The organism is Acinetobacter sp. SH024, assembly GCF_000163635.1.
Lineage (GTDB): Bacteria > Pseudomonadota > Gammaproteobacteria > Pseudomonadales > Moraxellaceae > Acinetobacter > Acinetobacter pittii.
The window spans coordinates 942393-960303 of the sequence record NZ_GG753600.1 but is presented as its reverse complement, the minus strand read 5'-3'; the positions used below and the strand labels follow the sequence as shown (position 1 = coordinate 960303).

Here is a 17911-nt window from a genome sequence, read left to right as displayed (position 1 = left end):
AGATGTATATTTCTGTGACCCACATTCACCTTGGCAAAAAGGCACATGCGAAAATATGAATGGTTTAATTAGGCAATATTTACCTAAAGGGATTGATTTAAATCAGGCAGATCAGCATTATTTAAATCAAGTTGCCATGTCACTGAATACTCGTCCTAGAAAGGCGTTAGATTGGCTTACACCATTAGAGAAATTTGCTCAGCTTGTTGATTATCATATGGCTTTTGAAACTGTCGCACCTCATGTTTGAATTCGCCCTATATTTTATCAATTTAAAAATAAAAAATAAGTTAATTTTGATATGACGGTAAACCAAGTTGAGTACTTTTTTAAAAAATTAATTTAATCTTGATCAATTAAGTTGACGCTTATAAATGTCTGAGCTGTTAGATTCAAACAGAAAATTTATTTCATTTTACAAATGAACTTGCTAGCATCGAAGTGACGTTTTTGGTGATGTGTGGCAGCGAATGTCTTCAGGACAACAAGTTTTACTTAAACTAAGAAAAATGATTATTTCAGGGGAACTTGAAGGCGGTGCCAGAATTGCCGAAATTCCGACTGCCGAGTTACTTGGTGTTTCAAGGCAGCCTGTTCGTATTGCCTTTCGCTTGCTTGAGCAAGAAGGTCTCCTCATTAAAAACCCAACTCGTGGTTACACGGTTCGTGAAATTTCAGAACAACTCGTTCATGATGCGCTCGAAGTGCGTGGTGTGCTGGAAGGGTTGGCTGCAAAAACTTTGGCAGAACAAGGCTTAAGCGAAGAGCAGAAAAAGACACTGCAACATTGCATTCAAGAAACTGAAAAACTATTTAATGAAACAGACGAGTTTGGTGATGCTGAACTGGAACGTTATCACCATTTCAACGTCATTTTTCATGACACGATTATTGAAGGCGCGCAAAACGTCGCACTCATCCAAGCCTTAGCGAAAAACAATCAATTGCCGATGGCGTCTGCCCAAGCCATTACCTATGACCAGAACCAAGCTTTATCGGAATATCGTCGTTTGCACTATGCGCATTTACAGCATTGTTCAATTTTCGATGCATTGGTACATCGTCAGGCAGGACGTGCTGAAACTTTAATGCGTGAACACAGTAGTGTGGTGATTTTAGGTGAAACGCTAAGAAATGTTCTCAGCGCTTAAGTTAAAAGAAGTTCCTTTATTTTTGAATAAAGGAACTCAAGAATTAAAGCTCAATCACAAGATTTTTAGTTTTTGCACGAGAACAGCAGGGCGTAAATTGGTCATTTAGTGCATGTTCTTCATCGGTCATAAATATATCCCGATGATCTGGCGTGCCCTCTAAAACGCGGGTAATACAGGTCCCGCAAATGCCTTGTTCACATGAAACAGGAATATCAAAACCATTTGCAATTAATGCCTCAGTAGCAGTCTGCTCTGGTAATACTTCAATTCGACGGCCCGTACCTTTAACTTCAATAGTAAAAGCTTCATCGTTAGATGTATCTGCTTTTTGCGCGACAAAATGTTCTTGATGTAACTGTTCGCTATGCCAACCCGCTTGTTCGGCCGAGTTCATGACAAACTGCATAAACCCTGTAGGTCCACATACATATAAGTGTTTATCTGGTGAAGTTTGGCCCAAAACTTCTGCCATATTACATTCAGTGTCTGGTTGGTCTTGAATATGAAAATGAACTTGGGCACCAAAGTGCTCGGTTAAGTTGCCATAGAAAGCAATCATTTCATGGCTACGAACAAAGTAGTGCAATTCAAAAGGAATATTGGCCGACTTAAGTCGATATACCATCGACAAAATAGGGGTAATACCAATACCACCAGCAAATAAAACTGCCTGTTTGGTTTGTGGATGGATTTCAAATAAATTACGCGGTTCACCAATCTTTAAATGATCGCCTTCACGATATTCGGTGTGGATGCAACGTGAACCACCGCGTGAATTGGCATCATGTAAAACACCAATGACATAGCGATGTTTTTCAGTGCAGCAGTTTGAAAGTGAATACTGACGGGTGAGGCCGTTTTTAAGATGCACATCAATATGTGCACCTGCTTCAAAATTCGGTAGCGCTGTGCCATTTGCCGAGACCAATTCAAATGCACGAATGGTCGGGGTAAGCTGGTGAATTTTTTGAATAATAACGTCCATGTTCATGCTCCTTTAAATAATCCGAATGTTTGGAAACTTCTGTATGGACGTTTCAGGAGGTGTTTTATTTTCTTCGGCAAGCAGTCGCTCAATCACCTTACGAGACTGTACACCGCCTGCGTCGATGTTGAGCATGAGTAACTTGCGATGTGGATTTTTTAAAATATTTTGTTGTTGTTGCTCCAGCATTTCTAAGTCTTCAGTAAAGATTTTGCCTTGGCCTTCACGAATTTGATCGGTGAGTTCAGCATTATCTGGCTGGAAGTTACGCGCCATTCCCCAGAAATACCAGTGTGAGGTTTCAGTTTCTGGTGTAATAAAATCAACCACAATTGAGGAAACTTTTTTGTCACTTGGTGCGTGATAACCACCATGTCCAGCATGCGCTACACCGACTTCAATGTGGACATTACTTGGCGCAAAGAAGTGGCAACGTTGCCAACGGTCAACAGGTACATCATCTGCTAAATGATTACCGCGAAGGGCCATTTGCCAAAATGGAGGTGCGATCACATTTTCCATATAGCGTTCGGTAATGACATGGTCGCCGTCAACTTTAGTGACAGGCAATGATTCATCAATCTCTTTTTGCCCAATACTGCTTGAGTGAACATAGGTCTCGTGGGTTAAATCCATCAGGTTGTCGACCATCAGGCGATAGTCACACTGAATGTGAAACAGGCCTCCGCCATAGCTCCATTCAGGATGATCTGCCCATTCTAAAGTTGGCAGTTTTGCTTCTTCTGCTAAAGCTTTCTCGCCTGGCCATACCCAAATAAAGCCGAACTTTTCGACAACTGCATATGCTTTGTTGCAAGGGAAACCATTTACACGTTGAGCTGGCATTGAAACGGTCTTTCCGTCACAACCCGTGACTAAACCATGATAACCACACACAAGGTTGCCATCTTCTACATAGCCAAGTGAAAGTGGGGCGCCGCGATGGGGACAAAAATCTTCAACGGCTGCAACTTGGTTTTCTTTACCGCGATAAAAAACAATTTTTTCACCACAAATAGTGCGACCTAATGGTTTGTCTTGGATTTCTTCTGGGCGGCAGGCAACATACCAAGCATTTTTAATAAACATTGTGACGACTCCTTATCACTTATTGGATCCAATTTATAATAAATAAAAATATTGGTCAATTGATAGGCAGTATATTTTTTAAAAATATTGATCTTTAGGTTTGGTTGTTTTTGTATATTTTTAATTGCTATTAAAGACTTTTGCTATTCTTTGGAATTTTAGAGTGAAATTTTTATTAGTTTTTATTTGGATCCATAATGGCTTCAGTTAAGCCATTATGGGAGTGTAAAGATTTAGAAATTAACCGTGTAGTGAAGCATCATGCGCTGTTCATCCAGACTTTTGCCATGTTTGGTGTCGTAGTTAATATTTAAGAAAAGAAACTTAAGATTTTTAATCCAAGCATTTAGGTCGTATTGAATCAACACGTCACTTTCTTGCTCAAAATCATTTTGATTCATGGTCTGAAATGAATCACCATAAATATATTTATAGGTCACTTTTAGACCCTTGATGTAGTCTTTAAAGTCATACGAGGCAACGAAATGATAAGACTTTTCATCTGCTTTGGTAAACGCACCTAAGGTCCAGTTCACCATATGCGGGATGGGTATATTGTCGAGTTTGGGAATGCCATCTTTGCCAAAGTTTTCTTGGTAGCCAATTCCAGTTGTAAAGTTGCCATGTTTAATGAAATGCATAGCCCCTACAGATGTATTGTCATATTCTCCAAGTTTTGATTTGCCGACATCATCGTGTCGAAACACACGTAATTTTGTGGTGTGCTGCTTTGTCCATTGGTAATCAAAAGCAAAGTAACTTTGATTGATGAGGTCAGTTAAATAGCCATTATAAAATTTCCAGTGGTACCGAGGTGTATTGCCGTCCCATTGAAAGAAATAGAGTCCGTCAGATTCATGTTTTGAAATGGCGAGTTTGTGGTAGTCCTCCTCATTTTTTGGTGAATAACGGTTAATCAAACCCAGCTCGAAATTTTGTTGCGGTGTCTTATATTTTAATTCCAAGCCTTTATAGTTAACTCGTAATTGATGTGTATCCACTTGTGGCGTAAGTGGTGAGTCGGGAATAATTTCCCCTATATTCATGCGAAAGTTTTGATATTCAACTCCAGCACCTAAGCCATATTTAACTTGGTCTTGTGCTTGTTTCTTGGTATTAGGGTCAAAGGGTATGACCATATCATTGGTGTGTTGGTCGTTACTTAGGCGATATGCGTATTGGATGCTTGGGTTAAGATGTAGCTGTACATCATTAAGCTTGGTTGACCAGTCACCACGATAAATCAGACCTTGGCTCAAGCTATGAGTATCGGGACTAGTACCATTTTCATATTGTCTGTCAAAGTTGAACGTTTTTAGTGTGAGTGTATTTTGAAAATTAACATCTACTTCACTATGAGCTAAACAGCAGGTAAGGGGCGTCCCTGAGAAGAAAATCCCATAAATAAAAATATGCTTCATTTTTAAATCCGTTTAAAAGCGTTTTACTGTTCTAAATCCGACATGGCTGGTGGCAAGGTCGAGTTCTTGTGGATGCCTCGCGGCAGCACGATAACGCGCGCAATAGTTGGTTGCACATAAATAAGACCCACCTTTAATCGTGTATTGCAAAATCTGTTCGTGACTTTGCCTATATTTCGATGGATCTCCCATATGGTGATCTCGTGATCCTGTATAGGGTGTTTGTGTCCATTCCCATACATTGCCAATCAAGTCATACAAACCAAAGGGGTTTTTGCTAAAACAACCAACTGGGGCAATATCCTTAAAACCATCTTCCTGAATGTTTTTATAAGGAAATTCGCCTTGCCAGAAGTTGGCTACAATATGGCCTTCATGGGTAGGACCAATGTCGGAGTTTTGCTGAAAACCTTTGGCTGCATATTCCCACTCAAGCTCAGTCGGTAAGTCATGACCCAGCCAGTTTGCATAAGCATAAGCATCATTCCATGTCACCATGCGAACAGGCTCATGAGGCGCGGGTTGTTTAGGATTATTTAAGCCCCATGGATGTTTCCAATTGGCCCCTTTTTCAAATTTCCACCACTGTAATTCTTCAACTGGATGATCTGGTTGTACAAACATAGCTGCGCCGCCTTGCTTCTCTGCATCGGTGACTTCAGTTGCATCAATTAAAAAAGCGGGAACGGAAGTTGCCTGTAAATTTAATGGGCGTTCATCTTCATAACCTTGTGTGGTGCCTAAAACAATTTTTCCTTGCGGAAGCTTGACCATGCCTGCTTCTTTATTTTTAGGCCAACCCGAAGGAAGGCCCGAATAAGAATTACATTTAGCTTTGCTGCCTAAGTCGGGCAAGGTGGTCTGTTCTAGTTGAGGCGTGGTTTTTTGGCATGCACAAAGTAACAGGAAAGATGAAAGCATTATGATCTGTTTCATCTGGTTTTCTCTACTTTTTGTTGTATTGCTCAAAATCCACAACACCATTTTCATCGGCATATCTTAAATATTTGTCATTTAAGACTTTGACGATCTCAGGATGTTCTGCATAAACATTATGTTGCTCATTAAAATCTGTTTTTAAATTATAGAGCTCCCAGCCATGGCTCTTAAATTTAGAAGGTGAGTTTTCAATAAGTTTCCATTCGTCAGTTTTTGCGTAGCGGCTGCCATGCAATTCTTTAAAGTCATAATAATTAACAGGACGAATACGGGCAGTATTATCTTTAAACGCAGGAATTAGGCTAAAGCCCGACGGTTTAATTTTGGTGCTTGAAGTTGGATAAACCTGATTATTTTGAATCCCCGCTAGCTCCATCACAGTTGGGAATATGTCTCTGACTGTCGCAAAGTTATTGTTGATTCCACGTTGTTTGGAAATCTGCACAGGTGACTTAACAATAAATGGAACTCTTACTCCGCCTTCTGAAGCGGCTGACTTCCAGTGCGTAAATGGAGTGCTGCTCACTTCGGCCCAGCGTGGTCCCATGTAAACATATGAGCTAGCATTGCCTATATTTTCATAGCGATTGTCGGCATCACCCATTGGGAAATTGTGATCACCACCTTCAGCGCCGTTATCTGACATAAACACAATTAAAGTGTTGTCATATAAATGATGCTTTTTAAGATATTGAATGACATCACCCACGCGGTCGTCTAGCTGGGTAACCATGCCCGCATAAACTTCCATTTTACGCGCTTCATATTTGCGCTCTTGTGGGGTGAGTTCATTCCAGCTTTTGGTGCCTAAAGCTTGGTTGCCACGCTCTACTGGGTATTCTGCATTTGCAGGAATTAATCCTAATTGCTTTTGTCTAAGAAAGCGTTGTTTACGAATTGCATCGTAGCCTTGATCGTATTTACCTTTATATAAGTCGCTATAATGAGCAGGTGCTTGTAGTGGCCAGTGTGGAGCGGTATAGGCTAGGTAGGCAAAAAATGGTTTTTGCGCTTTATTTTTGTCTAAGTACTCAAACGCTTTTTGTGTAAAAAAGTCGGTTGAGTAATAGTTGTCTGGTAATGTAACCTTTTGACCATTTTCTGTGTATTGAGTATTACGCGGATAGTTTTTGGGTTGGTCTTTAAAGTGTAAATCGAAGCCATCGAGCAGAGCAAAAGATTGATCAAAACCACGGGCTTTAGGGTTTTGTTCGGGAGCATAGCCTAAGTGCCATTTACCGACCATGAAGGTGTAATAATCTTTCGTCTTTAAAATTTCTGCGAGTGTATAAGCATTTTGCGTTAAGTGGCCTGAATAGCCATCAATTTTGAGGAGTGCACGCGGGCTATCGGCGCCAACCAATTTTTCTTGTCGTTTTGAAGTTTCATACATCGCACCTAAACCTACCAAGTGGTTATCGGCACCTGTCATAAGCTGTGCACGAGTAGGTGAACACATTGATGAAGCATGAAAATTAAAAAGCATTTTTCCTTGCTTTAACAGGCTATCAATATGAGGGGTTTTAATTTCGCCGCCATAGGCGCTAATGTCTGAGAATCCAAGATCATCGGCCAAAATAATCATGATGTTAGGTGGTTGTTGATTTTTTGGAGGTGCTGCTTGCGCCGTGTAAAACAATTGGCTGGCAAAAAAAAGTCCCAATGTAAGCTGGCTTACTCTTTTGAGTTTCATAACAACAATCCTTTGATGTTTTAAAAATGCATCTTGCATTTCCTGGAAATAAACTGAGCTTTTTTTGGCTAAAAAATGCTCTGGAATCGATCATAATAGATTTTTTAATATGGATCCATAAAAATATTCAAGCATTCTAATTTTATGTTTTTAATAATTTTATACTTATATAATTTATGTGTTTATATACTTTTTAATAATCCGTTTATAATTTTAGTTGATTTTTTGGATCCAAATATTCAGTATAGAAAAAGAGCAGGATGCTCAAAAAAACAAATATTCCTCTAGGTCATTATGGATACGGATATGCATAACCACCCAATCGCTCATCTAGCAATGTCGTGTGTATGTCTTATCCAAGGGAGATACACAAATGGAAAGAGACGTTCTAAGTGAGATAAATCAAAACAATATGAGCCGCTATCAATGGTTCGTTATTTTGATCTGTATTTGTCTCAATATTATTGATGGCTTTGACGTGATGGTAATGGCATTTACTGCTCCATCCGTGTCAGCAGAGTGGTCACTTTCAGGCGCACAAATTGGCTTGTTGTTAAGTGCTGGCCTTTTCGGCATGGCTGCCGGTTCCATTTTTCTTGCACCTTTAGCCGATAAAATTGGCCGCCGTTTACTCATCATAGTTTGTCTTGTAATTGCAGGTCTTAGCATGCTGGGCTGTGCTTTTGTACAAAGCCATGGCATGTTGGCAGCACTTCGATTTATTACTGGAATTGGGGTGGGGGGCATCCTTGCGAGTAGTAATGTATTGGCAAGTGAATATGCCAATGCTCGCTGGCGCAGTCTTGCAGTGAGTTTAATGTCTACCGGTTATGGAATTGGCGCGACGGTTGGTGGAGTATTATCACTGGCATTGATTGAGCATTTAGGTTGGCGCTCAATCTTTTTAGCAGGAGGGGTTACTACCATTGCAATGCTGCTGATCAGCGCATGGTTATTACCTGAATCTTTAGATTACTTACTCGCGAAACGACCAAAACAGGCACTAGAACGAATTAATGCAACTGTAAATCGTATGGGGCTAAATGAATTACCAGTTATGCCGCGTTATGAAAAAATTAGTACGCAAAATGGCAGTGAAATGGGCAAATTATTTGCTGGACAACTTGGATTTCAAACGCTTTGTTTGTGGTTTGCATTCTTTTTAGTGATGTTTGGCTTTTACTTCGTGATGAGTTGGACACCAAAAATTCTTATTTCAATGGGTATGTCGCCACAACAAGGCGTAAGTACCGGTATTTTAATTAGTATTGGTGGGATTTTCGGGGCAGCCATTATTGGTTTATTGGCATCACGCATGAAAATCTTCTATGCCTTAAGCCTGTTTTTAGGACTAACCTCGGCATGTGTTTTCCTATTTGTCGCTGTCTCATCTCAAGTGAGCATTGCACTCATGGTGGGGTTATTACTTGGCACACTCATTAATGGCTGTGTGGCAGGTTTATATTCGATTTCTCCAACAATTTATGATGCTGAAATTCGTAGTCGCGGCGTGGGCTATGCAATTGGTTTTGGACGAATTGGGGCAATTTTATCGCCAACGGTTGCAGGCATTTTTCTGGATAAAGGTATAGCACCCGCAACACTGTATGCCTATTACGGTGTGGTGTTTATTTTGGCTATTTTCCTGATTTTAAGTTTGGGTAGTGCTTTTTACCGAAATAAGAAAGAGCAAAACTACTCTCTTAAAACAGCACCTTAATCCATTAAAAATTAAATAGTTGAGATAAAAAATGAAAAAGACACCATTGTGGGTGGGGGTATGCTTGTGCCCATTATTTAGTCAAGTTGTGCATGCTGAGTTTATTGCAGACAGTAAAGCTGAGCTGACACTACGTAATTTTTACTTTGATCGAGACTATAAAAAAGACCCATATCCCTATACAGCAGGCAGAGATTGGGCGCAGGGTCTAATTTTTAAAGGACAGTCTGGTTATACCGAAGGAACAGTTGGGTTTGGTGTTGATGTACTGGCAATGGCAGGTTTTAACCTAATGGGAAGCCGAGCTGATGACTATGCACGTAGTGGTTTATTACCAGTGAATACCGATAACTCGCGTGATGATTATTATGGAAAAATAGGTATTACAGGAAAGGCTAAATTTAGAAAAAATGAGCTTTTTGTGGGCGATTTAGTTCCACAATTACCGACCATTTTTTCATCGCCAGCGCGTTTGTTCCCTCAGACTTACCGTGGTATCCGTTTTGTTTCAAATGAAATTCCAAATCTTCAACTTGAAGGCTTTTATGTCGACGAAGTGCGTCAGCGCGACTCAATTCGTTATACCGACGTTGGAACAGACAATATCAATCATCGTTTTGACAAAGCAGCAACTACTGACTCATTTTATACGTTGGGAGGAAGTTATCAGTTAAAGGATTACCGTTTGCGTGCTTATCATGCTGAACTCAAAGACATTTACCAGCAACAATTTTGGGGTTTTAACGGCAAGCAGCCTTTAAATGGACAACTTAATTTTTTAAGCGACGTGCGTTTTTTTTAATAGTGAGGAAACAGGAAGCAAAAAAATAGGAGAGGTCGATAACCGCCATATTAGTGGCTTATTTGGTTTGAACTATCAAAACCATACAGTTTCTTTGGGCTACATGCAGTCCTTTGGTTCAACTGGTCTGCCATTTTTGTCAGGAACTGAAAGTCCAGTCGTGCTTGATTTTATGAGTTCGGACTATTCAAATAAAGACGAAAAAGTCTATTCGATTCGTTACGAATATGACTTTAAAAATGCGCGGGTAGGTGATGTTTCATTAAACGGACTACGTTTTATGACTCGCTACGCAAAAGGTGAAAATATTGATTTATTGCAATATGGCGATCAGCGTTTTAAAGAAGAGTCGATGGAATTTGATTTGGGTTATAAAATTCCTGAAGGTAAGTTAAAAGGTTTGGGAATGCGAGCCCGTTTTTCTCACTACCGTAATGATATGCCTACTAATATGACATTCCATTCGACAAATGAAACACGTTTGAATGTCGATTACACCTTTAAATTTTAACGTTCAATATTTAACTAAATTCAAGACAAGTTAAAACATTGTGAGCAGCAATGTTTTAACTTTAGTTATCAACTGCACAAAATCCCTCTATAATACCGCCAATCTTATTAAAGCCACTTGAGTCTCTCATTAAATATATGGCTTTAATCTCTCATTTTTTAAGTCAATTTCTTCGCTGTGATTCGGCTTATTTTTCAATATTTAGAGTTTTATGTGTCTGTGCTGACACATAAAAATATTTAGGTGCCAGCATGGAAATCAAGGTTAATTATCTCGACAATCTTCGACAGGAAGCTAAGTTCGATGACTTTACGGTAATTGCCGATCAACCAATTCGCTATAAGGGTGACGGTTCGGCACCGGGCCCATTTGACTATTTTTTAGCATCATCAGCATTGTGTGCCGCTTATTTTGTAAAAGTGTATTGTGCCGCTCGAGATATCCCAACCGATAATATTCGTTTATCGCAAAATAATATTGTTGATCCTGAAAACCGCTATAAGCAAACCTTTAAAATTCAAATTGAATTACCAGCCGATATTTCAGAGAAAGATCGCCAAGGGATTTTACGTTCGATTGACCGTTGTACTGTTAAAAAAGTGATTCAAACGGGTCCCGAATTTATTATTGAAGAAGTTGAAAGCATCGACGCAGATGCGCAAGCATTGTTATTGCCAAGCCTAACTTCAGAAAGTCATACCTATATTCAAGGTAAAGACCTGCCATTAGAAGAAACCATTGCCAATATGTCTGCTATTTTGGCAAATTTGGGTATGAAAATCGAAATTGCATCTTGGCGTAATATTGTTCCAAATGTATGGTCGTTACATATTCGTGATGCTCAGTCTCCGATGTGTTTTACCAATGGTAAAGGTGCAACTAAAGAAAGTGCTTTAGCGTCTGCATTAGGCGAGTTTATTGAGCGTTTAAACTGTAACTTCTTCTATAACGACCAGTTCTGGGGTGAAGATATTGCCAATGCTGATTTTGTGCATTATCCAGATGAAAAATGGTTTAAACCGGGTCCAAATGGTGAATTACCTAAAGAAATCTTAGATGAATACTGTCTTGAGATTTATAACCCAGATGATGAGTTACTCGGCACACATTTATATGACACTAACTCAGGCAACGTAGAGCGCGGCATTTGCTCGTTACCTTTTGTGCGCCAGTCTGATGGTGAAGTTGTCTATTTCCCATCAAATTTAATTGAAAACTTGTACTTAAGTAATGGTATGAGTGCGGGCAACACTTTGGCAGAAGCCCAAGTTCAATGCTTGTCAGAAATTTTTGAACGTGCTGTTAAACGTGAAATTTTAGAAGATGAAATTGCACTTCCAGATGTTCCTGAAGACGTATTAGCAAAATACCCAAGTATTGTTGCTGGTATTAAAGGTCTAGAAGAGCAAGGCTTCCCAGTATTAGTTAAAGATGCATCGCTAGGTGGTCAGTTCCCAGTAATGTGTGTGACTTTAATGAACCCGCGTACGGGTGGGGTGTTTGCATCTTTCGGTGCGCATCCAAGTTTTGAAGTTGCTTTGGAACGTAGTCTGACCGAATTACTTCAAGGCCGTAGCTTTGAAGGCTTAAATGATTTACCACAACCGACTTTCCAAAGTAATGCGGTCACTGAGCCAAACAACTTTGTTGAGCACTTTATTGATTCAAGCGGTTTGGTTTCTTGGCGTTTCTTTAGCTCTAAATCTGACTATGACTTTGTTGAATGGGATTTTTCTGGCGAAGGCGAAGAGTCGAATGCAGAAGAAGCTGCAACATTGTTCGGTATTCTCGAAGAGATGGGCAAAGAAGTATATATGGCAGTATACGAGCACTTAGGTGCGACTGCTTGCCGTATTTTAGTACCGGATTATTCAGAAATTTATCTTGTTGAAGATTTGATTTGGGACAACACCAATAAGGCACTTTCATTCCGTGAAGATATTCTAAATCTACATCGTTTAGATGATGAGCAGCTTGAGGCATTGGTTGAGCGCTTAGAGGAATGCGAGTTAGACGATTACACTGAAATCACCACACTCATTGGCATCGAGTTTGATGACAATACAGTTTGGGGTCAACTCACTATCTTAGAATTGAAATTGCTAATTTATGTTGCTTTACAACAATTTGAAGAAGCAAAAGAGCTCGTTGAAACTTACTTGCAATATAACACCAACACCGTTGAGCGTGGCTTGTTCTATCAGTGCATGAATGTGGTGCTGGAAGTAATGTTAGATGAAGAACTAGAGCTTGAAGACTACCTGACTAATTTCCGTCGTATGTTTGGTGACACGCGAATGGATGCGGTATTAGGTTCTGTCGATGGTAGCGTTCGTTTCTATGGTTTAACACCAACAAGCATGAAACTAGAAGGACTTGATCGCCATTTACGTCTGATTGAGAGCTATAAAAAATTGCATGCAGCTCGTGCTAAAGCCGTGGCGATGTAATTTAGAAAGCGAAAGAAAAAAGCCTATTTTTTAATAGGCTTTTTTTTATAAAACAAATTTCTATTTTAGGCAGAAGCTTTAGTGATCTCTATGGTTTCTGCATCTGCTCTATAACCTTGTTGCTCATCCAAAGTATGTTTAGCCGGAATATAAGACATTGCGCGTTCTGCAAGAGCTGTAATGGTGAGACTTGGGTTAACGCCCAAATTTGCACCTAACATTGAACCATCTACAACATATAAGTTTTTATAGTTAAACACGCGGTTTTGTCCATCTACCACGCCACGTTCTGGACTTGAAGCAATTGCACAACCACCCATACAGTGGGCTGTAAAAGGTACGTTAAACAAAATTTCGGTAATGGTCGTCATCGGGTGACCATTAAACATTTTGGCAACTTTTTCGGTAAATGCATTGGCCTGTGGAATATACACAGGTAGCTTTTTACCTTCGCTCGATAATACTTTGCCAAAAGGCCAGAACCAATTACGTTTCAAGCGCATATTAATGGAGGCATCAGCTGTTTGCATCACCAAGAAGATTAAAGTTTGACGTGCAAAACTGACAGGATTACTCATGCGAAGGAAAATAAATGGATGGCAAATAAGTGCCCATAACCAAAAGAAGATACGCGTCCAACCCGGTTTACCTTTAGCCATGTAAGTACACATGAGGCCCATGGCATCTGAACCAGTTTGGTAACGCGTCGCTTCAATGTGAGTGTCATGGTCAATGTAAATACTTGAACCAATGGCAACACCTTTGCTCATGTCGACATCTTTACCAAAAAAGCGAACGCCTAAAATCGACTCGGCATTAGTACGAACCCGATTACCTAAATCATCAGAGATATTTGGCAGTGAACCAGACTGTTTTAAACGGAATAACATCTCTTGCGTACCCAAAGAAGATGCAGAGAAAATCACGTTACGAACACGCCATGTACGGCGTTGTTTGTTAAACCATGAGCTCGAACATTCAGTCGTAACTTCATAGCCATCGCTGCCATCGGCTTTACCATTGAGTGGTTTAACGCCAACGACTTTGGTTTCTTCGTAAACCTTGGCGCCATTTTTTTCGGCAAAGTACAAATAGTTTTTATCTAAGGTATTTTTTGCGTTGTGTTTACAACCTGTCATACAACCGCCACATGCCGTACAGGTTCCGCGGTCTGGACCTTCTCCGTTAAAATATGGGTCAGGGTAGGTCTTGCCACCTTCTTCACCTTCGGGTGGAAAGAAAGTGGCAACACGAGTGGGTTTAAATGTATGACCAACACCGACTGCTTCACCCATTTTTTTTAGCATATGATCGGCAGGGCCGAAAATTTTATTATCCGTCACACCAAGCATGCGTTCTGCTTCAGCATAGTGCTGCGGCATTTCATTTTTCCAGTCCGCGGCATCTGCCCACGTGCCTTCATCCCAAATATGTTCAGGTGGAACCAGTAAGGTATTGGCATAGGTGATTGAGCCGCCGCCTACAGCATTACCGCAAATAATGGTGACATGGCGAAAAAAACGCATGTTGAAATAACCGAAAAGTTTCATGCCCGGGCGCCAAATCCAGCGACGGGTATTCCAGTTATTTTTAGCAAAATCTTTAGCTTCCCAGCGTCGCCCCATTTCCATTACAGCAACAGAGTAGCCTTTTTCGGTTAGACGGCAAGCAGAAACACTACCACCAAAGCCTGAACCAATAATGAGGTAATCATAGTCATAATTGTTTGTTGTCATGCCGAGGACTCCTCTCTGGCGATATTTTTATATTGACTGTGTATGTTTATCAATGAATTGCCCAATGCGCTCAATCGAGTCATTAGATTCATTTAGTATACCCGCGTGGAACTGAAAAACATGTCCGACTCGGTCATAAACCTTCAAGATCGTCGGAATACCATACTTTTCGGTTTGTTCAGCGAGACGTTTTGCATCGTTTAATAAGACTTCTTCGGTACCGACATGAATTAAAACAGGTGGTAATCCAGTTAAGTCGGCATAGAGTGGGGAACAGGTAGCATCGGTTGCCGATTTTTGTCCGCAATAGTTTTTTGCACACCATGCTAACCAGTCCTCTGACAGCATCGCATCTTGAGCTGCATGAGTTTTAATCGTGCTTCCAGATAGGCTTAAGTCAACCCACGGTGAAAGTAAAACTAATGCTGCTGGTAACGGTAACCCTGCATTTCGTATTGCAATTGCAGTACTTAAACTCAGTCCGCCACCCGCAGAATCCCCAGCAATTATGAGTTTCTTCGGGTCTTGTCCTTGAGTAAGTAAAGCTTTATAAACAGCAACGGCGTCTTCAATAGCAGCAGGGCTTGTGTGCTCAGGGGCTAGGCGATATTCAGGTAACCAGACTTGTGCTTGAGCTGCATGTCCGATTTGAGCAGCAAGCTTGGTGTGACTTTTTGAGCTACCCACCACATAGCCTCCGCCATGTAAATACAAAATGCCGCGTCCTGATTGAGTCGTTTTGGGCTGAATATGAACTGTCGGTACTTGAGCGATGGTTTGCTTTTTTGTTTTATAGCCACGTGGCCCAAGCACAATTGCACTGGCTGCATCACTACAAAAACGTTGTAGCTTTAGGGGTGTTTTAGGAGATAAAGCTGGACGTAGCGTGGTACGGATGGTCCATGCAAGAAGCTGCTTCATAATAAGGACTCATACTAAGCCTAATGTCAGTCAGCATCTCCTAAAATTAGGAGCATGCTGACCACGGTTTTTATTTTGCTGATTTGTTGAGTAGACGGGTTTGCAAGGCAGTGGCAGTTGCAAAAATCTTTTGGTAGCCTTGTGGTAGAATACGTTGAATCACATCAACGGCTTTCGCATCGGCTCCAATGAGTAAACGGCGACGGTCCTTACGAACAGCTTCTAAAATTTGTTGAGCTGCATCATCAGCAGGGGTGCGAAGTAATTTATCGAAAGCATCCTGACTTTTTAGCGGGTCCATTCCTAAAGACTGGACGCTATTATTCATGCGGGCAGCTTTGGCAATATTGGTACGAATACCACCCGGATGCACACAGGTCGCACTCACTCCAGCATTTTGTAGATCGAGTTCTTGGCGTAGGGATTCAGTGAAGCCACGAACGGCAAATTTACTAGCGTTATAAGCACTTTGAGTTGGTTGAGCTGTTAAGCCGAACATACTGGAAATATTAATAATATGCCCATCACCACTTTGCTTTAAGTAAGGCAAAAACTCTTTGGTGCCATAAACCACGCCCCAAAAATTAATACCAATGAGCCATTCAAGGTCTTCGTAGCTCACACCTTCAGCCGTACTACCTATTGCGACACCAGCATTATTAAAAATCAGGTTAACTTGGCCATGTTCATTTACAACAGCTTTTGCCCAAGTTGCGACTTCATCACGTTTAGCTACATCGACTTTTTGTGTAGTTACTTTGACTGAATAAGGCGTTAACAGCTCGACTGTTTTAGCTAATCCAGCTTCACTAATATCGGAAAGTGCCAGATGGCAACCTTGTTTTGCGAGTGCTATAGCAATTGCTTGTCCAATACCAGAGCCAGCACCTGTCACAGCTGCGACTTTATTTTTAAAAGACTTCATAAAATTCTCCGTTTATTTTTCTCATTTCCTATGGTGAAGCTTGTTTAAGAAATAGCCGAAACCTGTGTGTAGTTTTCAATATCGAAGCGACGAGTACGTTGTCGATATTCAAGAGTAAAACCTGGCCAGTTATTGGTATTTTTGCCATCCGCAGTTTGATACCAACTGGTACAGCCTTGTGCCCAGACAGTTTTTTTCATTTTTTCTTGAATGCTTTGATTAAACTCATGTTGAACTTCTGCACGAACATTGGTGAACAAAAGTTTGTTTTGTAGGGTGGTCTGGATGGCATCTAAAATATAATTTACTTGGCTTTCAATCATATACACAATTGAGTTGTGCCCAAGATTGGTATTTGGACCATAGAGCATAAAGAAATTTGGAAAGCCGCTAACAGTTAAACCGAGATAAGCTTCTGCACCATCTTTCCATGTGTCTTTTAAGATACGGCCATCAAGACCTGTAATCTGCATTGGCGCCATAAATTCTGTTGCGGCAAAGCCTGTACCATAAATAATGGTATCGATTTCACGAAGATTTCCTTCCGTATCTACAACGCCATTTTCGGTAATTTCTTGAATGCCCGTATTAATCACATCAACATGAGGTTGGGTCAGCGTTTCATACCAGTGGTTAGAGATTAAAATACGTTTACAACCAATTGGATAATCCGGCATTAAGCGGTGGCGCAACCTCCCATCTTTAACGACTTTACGGATGTGGCGCTGGAATAAATATTCCACCAACGGCATTTCATTGAGTGAAGTTGTAAAAGCAAGTAGGCGAATTTCATGGTGTCCATATTGCAAGGCGCGGTCTAGACTTTGCAAAATCGGTAGTTTGCGGAAAGCTTTTTTCTCTAAAGGTTGATAAATCCGATCCGGTTTGGGAATAACATACGGCGCTGAGCGTTGATAAACGTCTAGGTGAGCAACCTGTTTAGCAATTTCAGGTACGAACTGAATTGCACTTGCACCTGTGCCAATAACTGCAACACGTTTGCCAGTTAAATCATAATCATGGTCCCAACGTGCTGAGTGAAATGCCTTACCCTTAAAGTTTTCAATACCTTTAAGTTTTGGATAAGCAGGACGGTTGAGTTGGCCTACCGCACCGACTAGAAACTCAGCTTCAAACTGTTCACCAGTCGTACTTTGAATATGCCATACACCTTGCAGTGCATCAAATTTAGCACTGGCAATTTCAGTATTAAATTGAACATGCGGACGAATATCATATTTATCCGCACAGTGGCGTAAATATTGATAAATCTCTTGAGATGTCCCATAGCGATTTTTCCAGCCTAGCTCTTGCTCAAAAGAAAAAGAATACAGATGAGAAGGCACATCACATGCAGCACCTGGATACGTATTGTCACGCCAGACACCACCGACATCGGCAGCTTTTTCAAATAGAGTAAATTGTTCAAAACCTGCTTGTTTGAGACGAATGGCAAATCCTAGACCACCAAAACCAGTGCCAATAATGGCGATGCGTACATTTTTATTTGAATTAGACGACGAATTAAACATGGGCTGCTCTAAATCCTTAAAAACAGTGAGCGA

At 40.7% G+C, this 17911-nt stretch carries 13 protein-coding genes and 1 pseudogene; 5 read left to right on the top strand and 9 right to left on the bottom strand.

The window, feature by feature from the left end; translation table 11 throughout:
* Both HMPREF0013_RS10420 and HMPREF0013_RS10415 read left to right on the top strand, forming a co-directional pair.
* A partial coding sequence (locus HMPREF0013_RS10420) for an IS30 family transposase (protein ID WP_005802838.1) occupies positions 1-250 on the top strand: 250 nt, incomplete at its 5' end.
* A gap of 208 nt (positions 251-458) precedes the next feature.
* Complete coding sequence (locus HMPREF0013_RS10415; protein WP_005802836.1) at positions 459-1151, top strand: GntR family transcriptional regulator; 693 nt, start codon at positions 459-461, stop codon at positions 1149-1151.
* Between the two features lie 43 nt (positions 1152-1194).
* Here the strand turns inward: HMPREF0013_RS10415 and HMPREF0013_RS10410 are convergent, their stop codons facing one another.
* The 5 genes from HMPREF0013_RS10410 to HMPREF0013_RS10390 all read right to left on the bottom strand — a co-directional run bounded on the left by HMPREF0013_RS10410 (position 1195) and on the right by HMPREF0013_RS10390 (position 7281).
* Complete coding sequence (locus HMPREF0013_RS10410; protein WP_002115351.1) at positions 1195-2139, bottom strand: PDR/VanB family oxidoreductase; 945 nt, start codon at positions 2137-2139, stop codon at positions 1195-1197.
* A 12-nt stretch (positions 2140-2151) separates the two neighbouring features.
* Positions 2152-3228 (bottom strand): aromatic ring-hydroxylating oxygenase subunit alpha, encoded by a 1077-nt coding sequence (locus tag HMPREF0013_RS10405; RefSeq protein WP_002163172.1) that lies wholly within the window; start codon positions 3226-3228, stop codon positions 2152-2154.
* A gap of 233 nt (positions 3229-3461) precedes the next feature.
* Positions 3462-4649, bottom strand: a complete 1188-nt coding sequence (locus HMPREF0013_RS10400; RefSeq protein WP_002163168.1) for an OprD family outer membrane porin — start codon at positions 4647-4649, stop codon at positions 3462-3464.
* 12 nt (positions 4650-4661) lie between these two features.
* Entirely contained in the window at positions 4662-5570 is a 909-nt protein-coding gene (locus tag HMPREF0013_RS10395) for an SUMF1/EgtB/PvdO family nonheme iron enzyme (protein WP_002163165.1), read from the bottom strand.
* A 25-nt stretch (positions 5571-5595) separates the two neighbouring features.
* Complete coding sequence (locus HMPREF0013_RS10390) at positions 5596-7281, bottom strand: arylsulfatase (protein WP_002163163.1); 1686 nt, start codon at positions 7279-7281, stop codon at positions 5596-5598.
* Between the two features lie 373 nt (positions 7282-7654).
* Between HMPREF0013_RS10390 and HMPREF0013_RS10385 the strand changes: the two genes are divergently transcribed.
* From HMPREF0013_RS10385 to HMPREF0013_RS10375, 3 genes and pseudogenes are all read left to right on the top strand, one after another.
* Positions 7655-9001, top strand: a complete 1347-nt coding sequence (locus HMPREF0013_RS10385; RefSeq protein ID WP_002163160.1) for an MFS transporter — start codon at positions 7655-7657, stop codon at positions 8999-9001.
* Between the two features lie 31 nt (positions 9002-9032).
* Positions 9033-10314, top strand: a pseudogene (locus HMPREF0013_RS10380) (OprD family outer membrane porin).
* 251 nt (positions 10315-10565) lie between these two features.
* Positions 10566-12764: an OsmC domain/YcaO domain-containing protein gene (locus HMPREF0013_RS10375; protein ID WP_002163180.1), complete on the top strand. Its 2199-nt coding sequence runs from the start codon at positions 10566-10568 to the stop codon at positions 12762-12764.
* A gap of 65 nt (positions 12765-12829) precedes the next feature.
* Here the strand turns inward: HMPREF0013_RS10375 and HMPREF0013_RS10370 are convergent, their stop codons facing one another.
* The 4 genes from HMPREF0013_RS10370 to HMPREF0013_RS10355 form a co-directional block, all read right to left on the bottom strand.
* Positions 12830-14500 (bottom strand): GMC family oxidoreductase, encoded by a 1671-nt coding sequence (locus HMPREF0013_RS10370; protein WP_002163166.1) that lies wholly within the window; start codon positions 14498-14500, stop codon positions 12830-12832.
* Between the two features lie 27 nt (positions 14501-14527).
* Complete coding sequence (locus HMPREF0013_RS10365; protein ID WP_002163177.1) at positions 14528-15421, bottom strand: alpha/beta hydrolase; 894 nt, start codon at positions 15419-15421, stop codon at positions 14528-14530.
* 70 nt (positions 15422-15491) lie between these two features.
* Positions 15492-16346, bottom strand: a complete 855-nt coding sequence (locus tag HMPREF0013_RS10360; protein WP_002115350.1) for an SDR family NAD(P)-dependent oxidoreductase — start codon at positions 16344-16346, stop codon at positions 15492-15494.
* A gap of 44 nt (positions 16347-16390) precedes the next feature.
* Positions 16391-17878, bottom strand: coding sequence for a flavin-containing monooxygenase (locus HMPREF0013_RS10355; RefSeq protein WP_002163158.1), 1488 nt, complete (start codon positions 17876-17878; stop codon positions 16391-16393).
* Positions 17879-17911 lie beyond the last annotated feature (33 nt).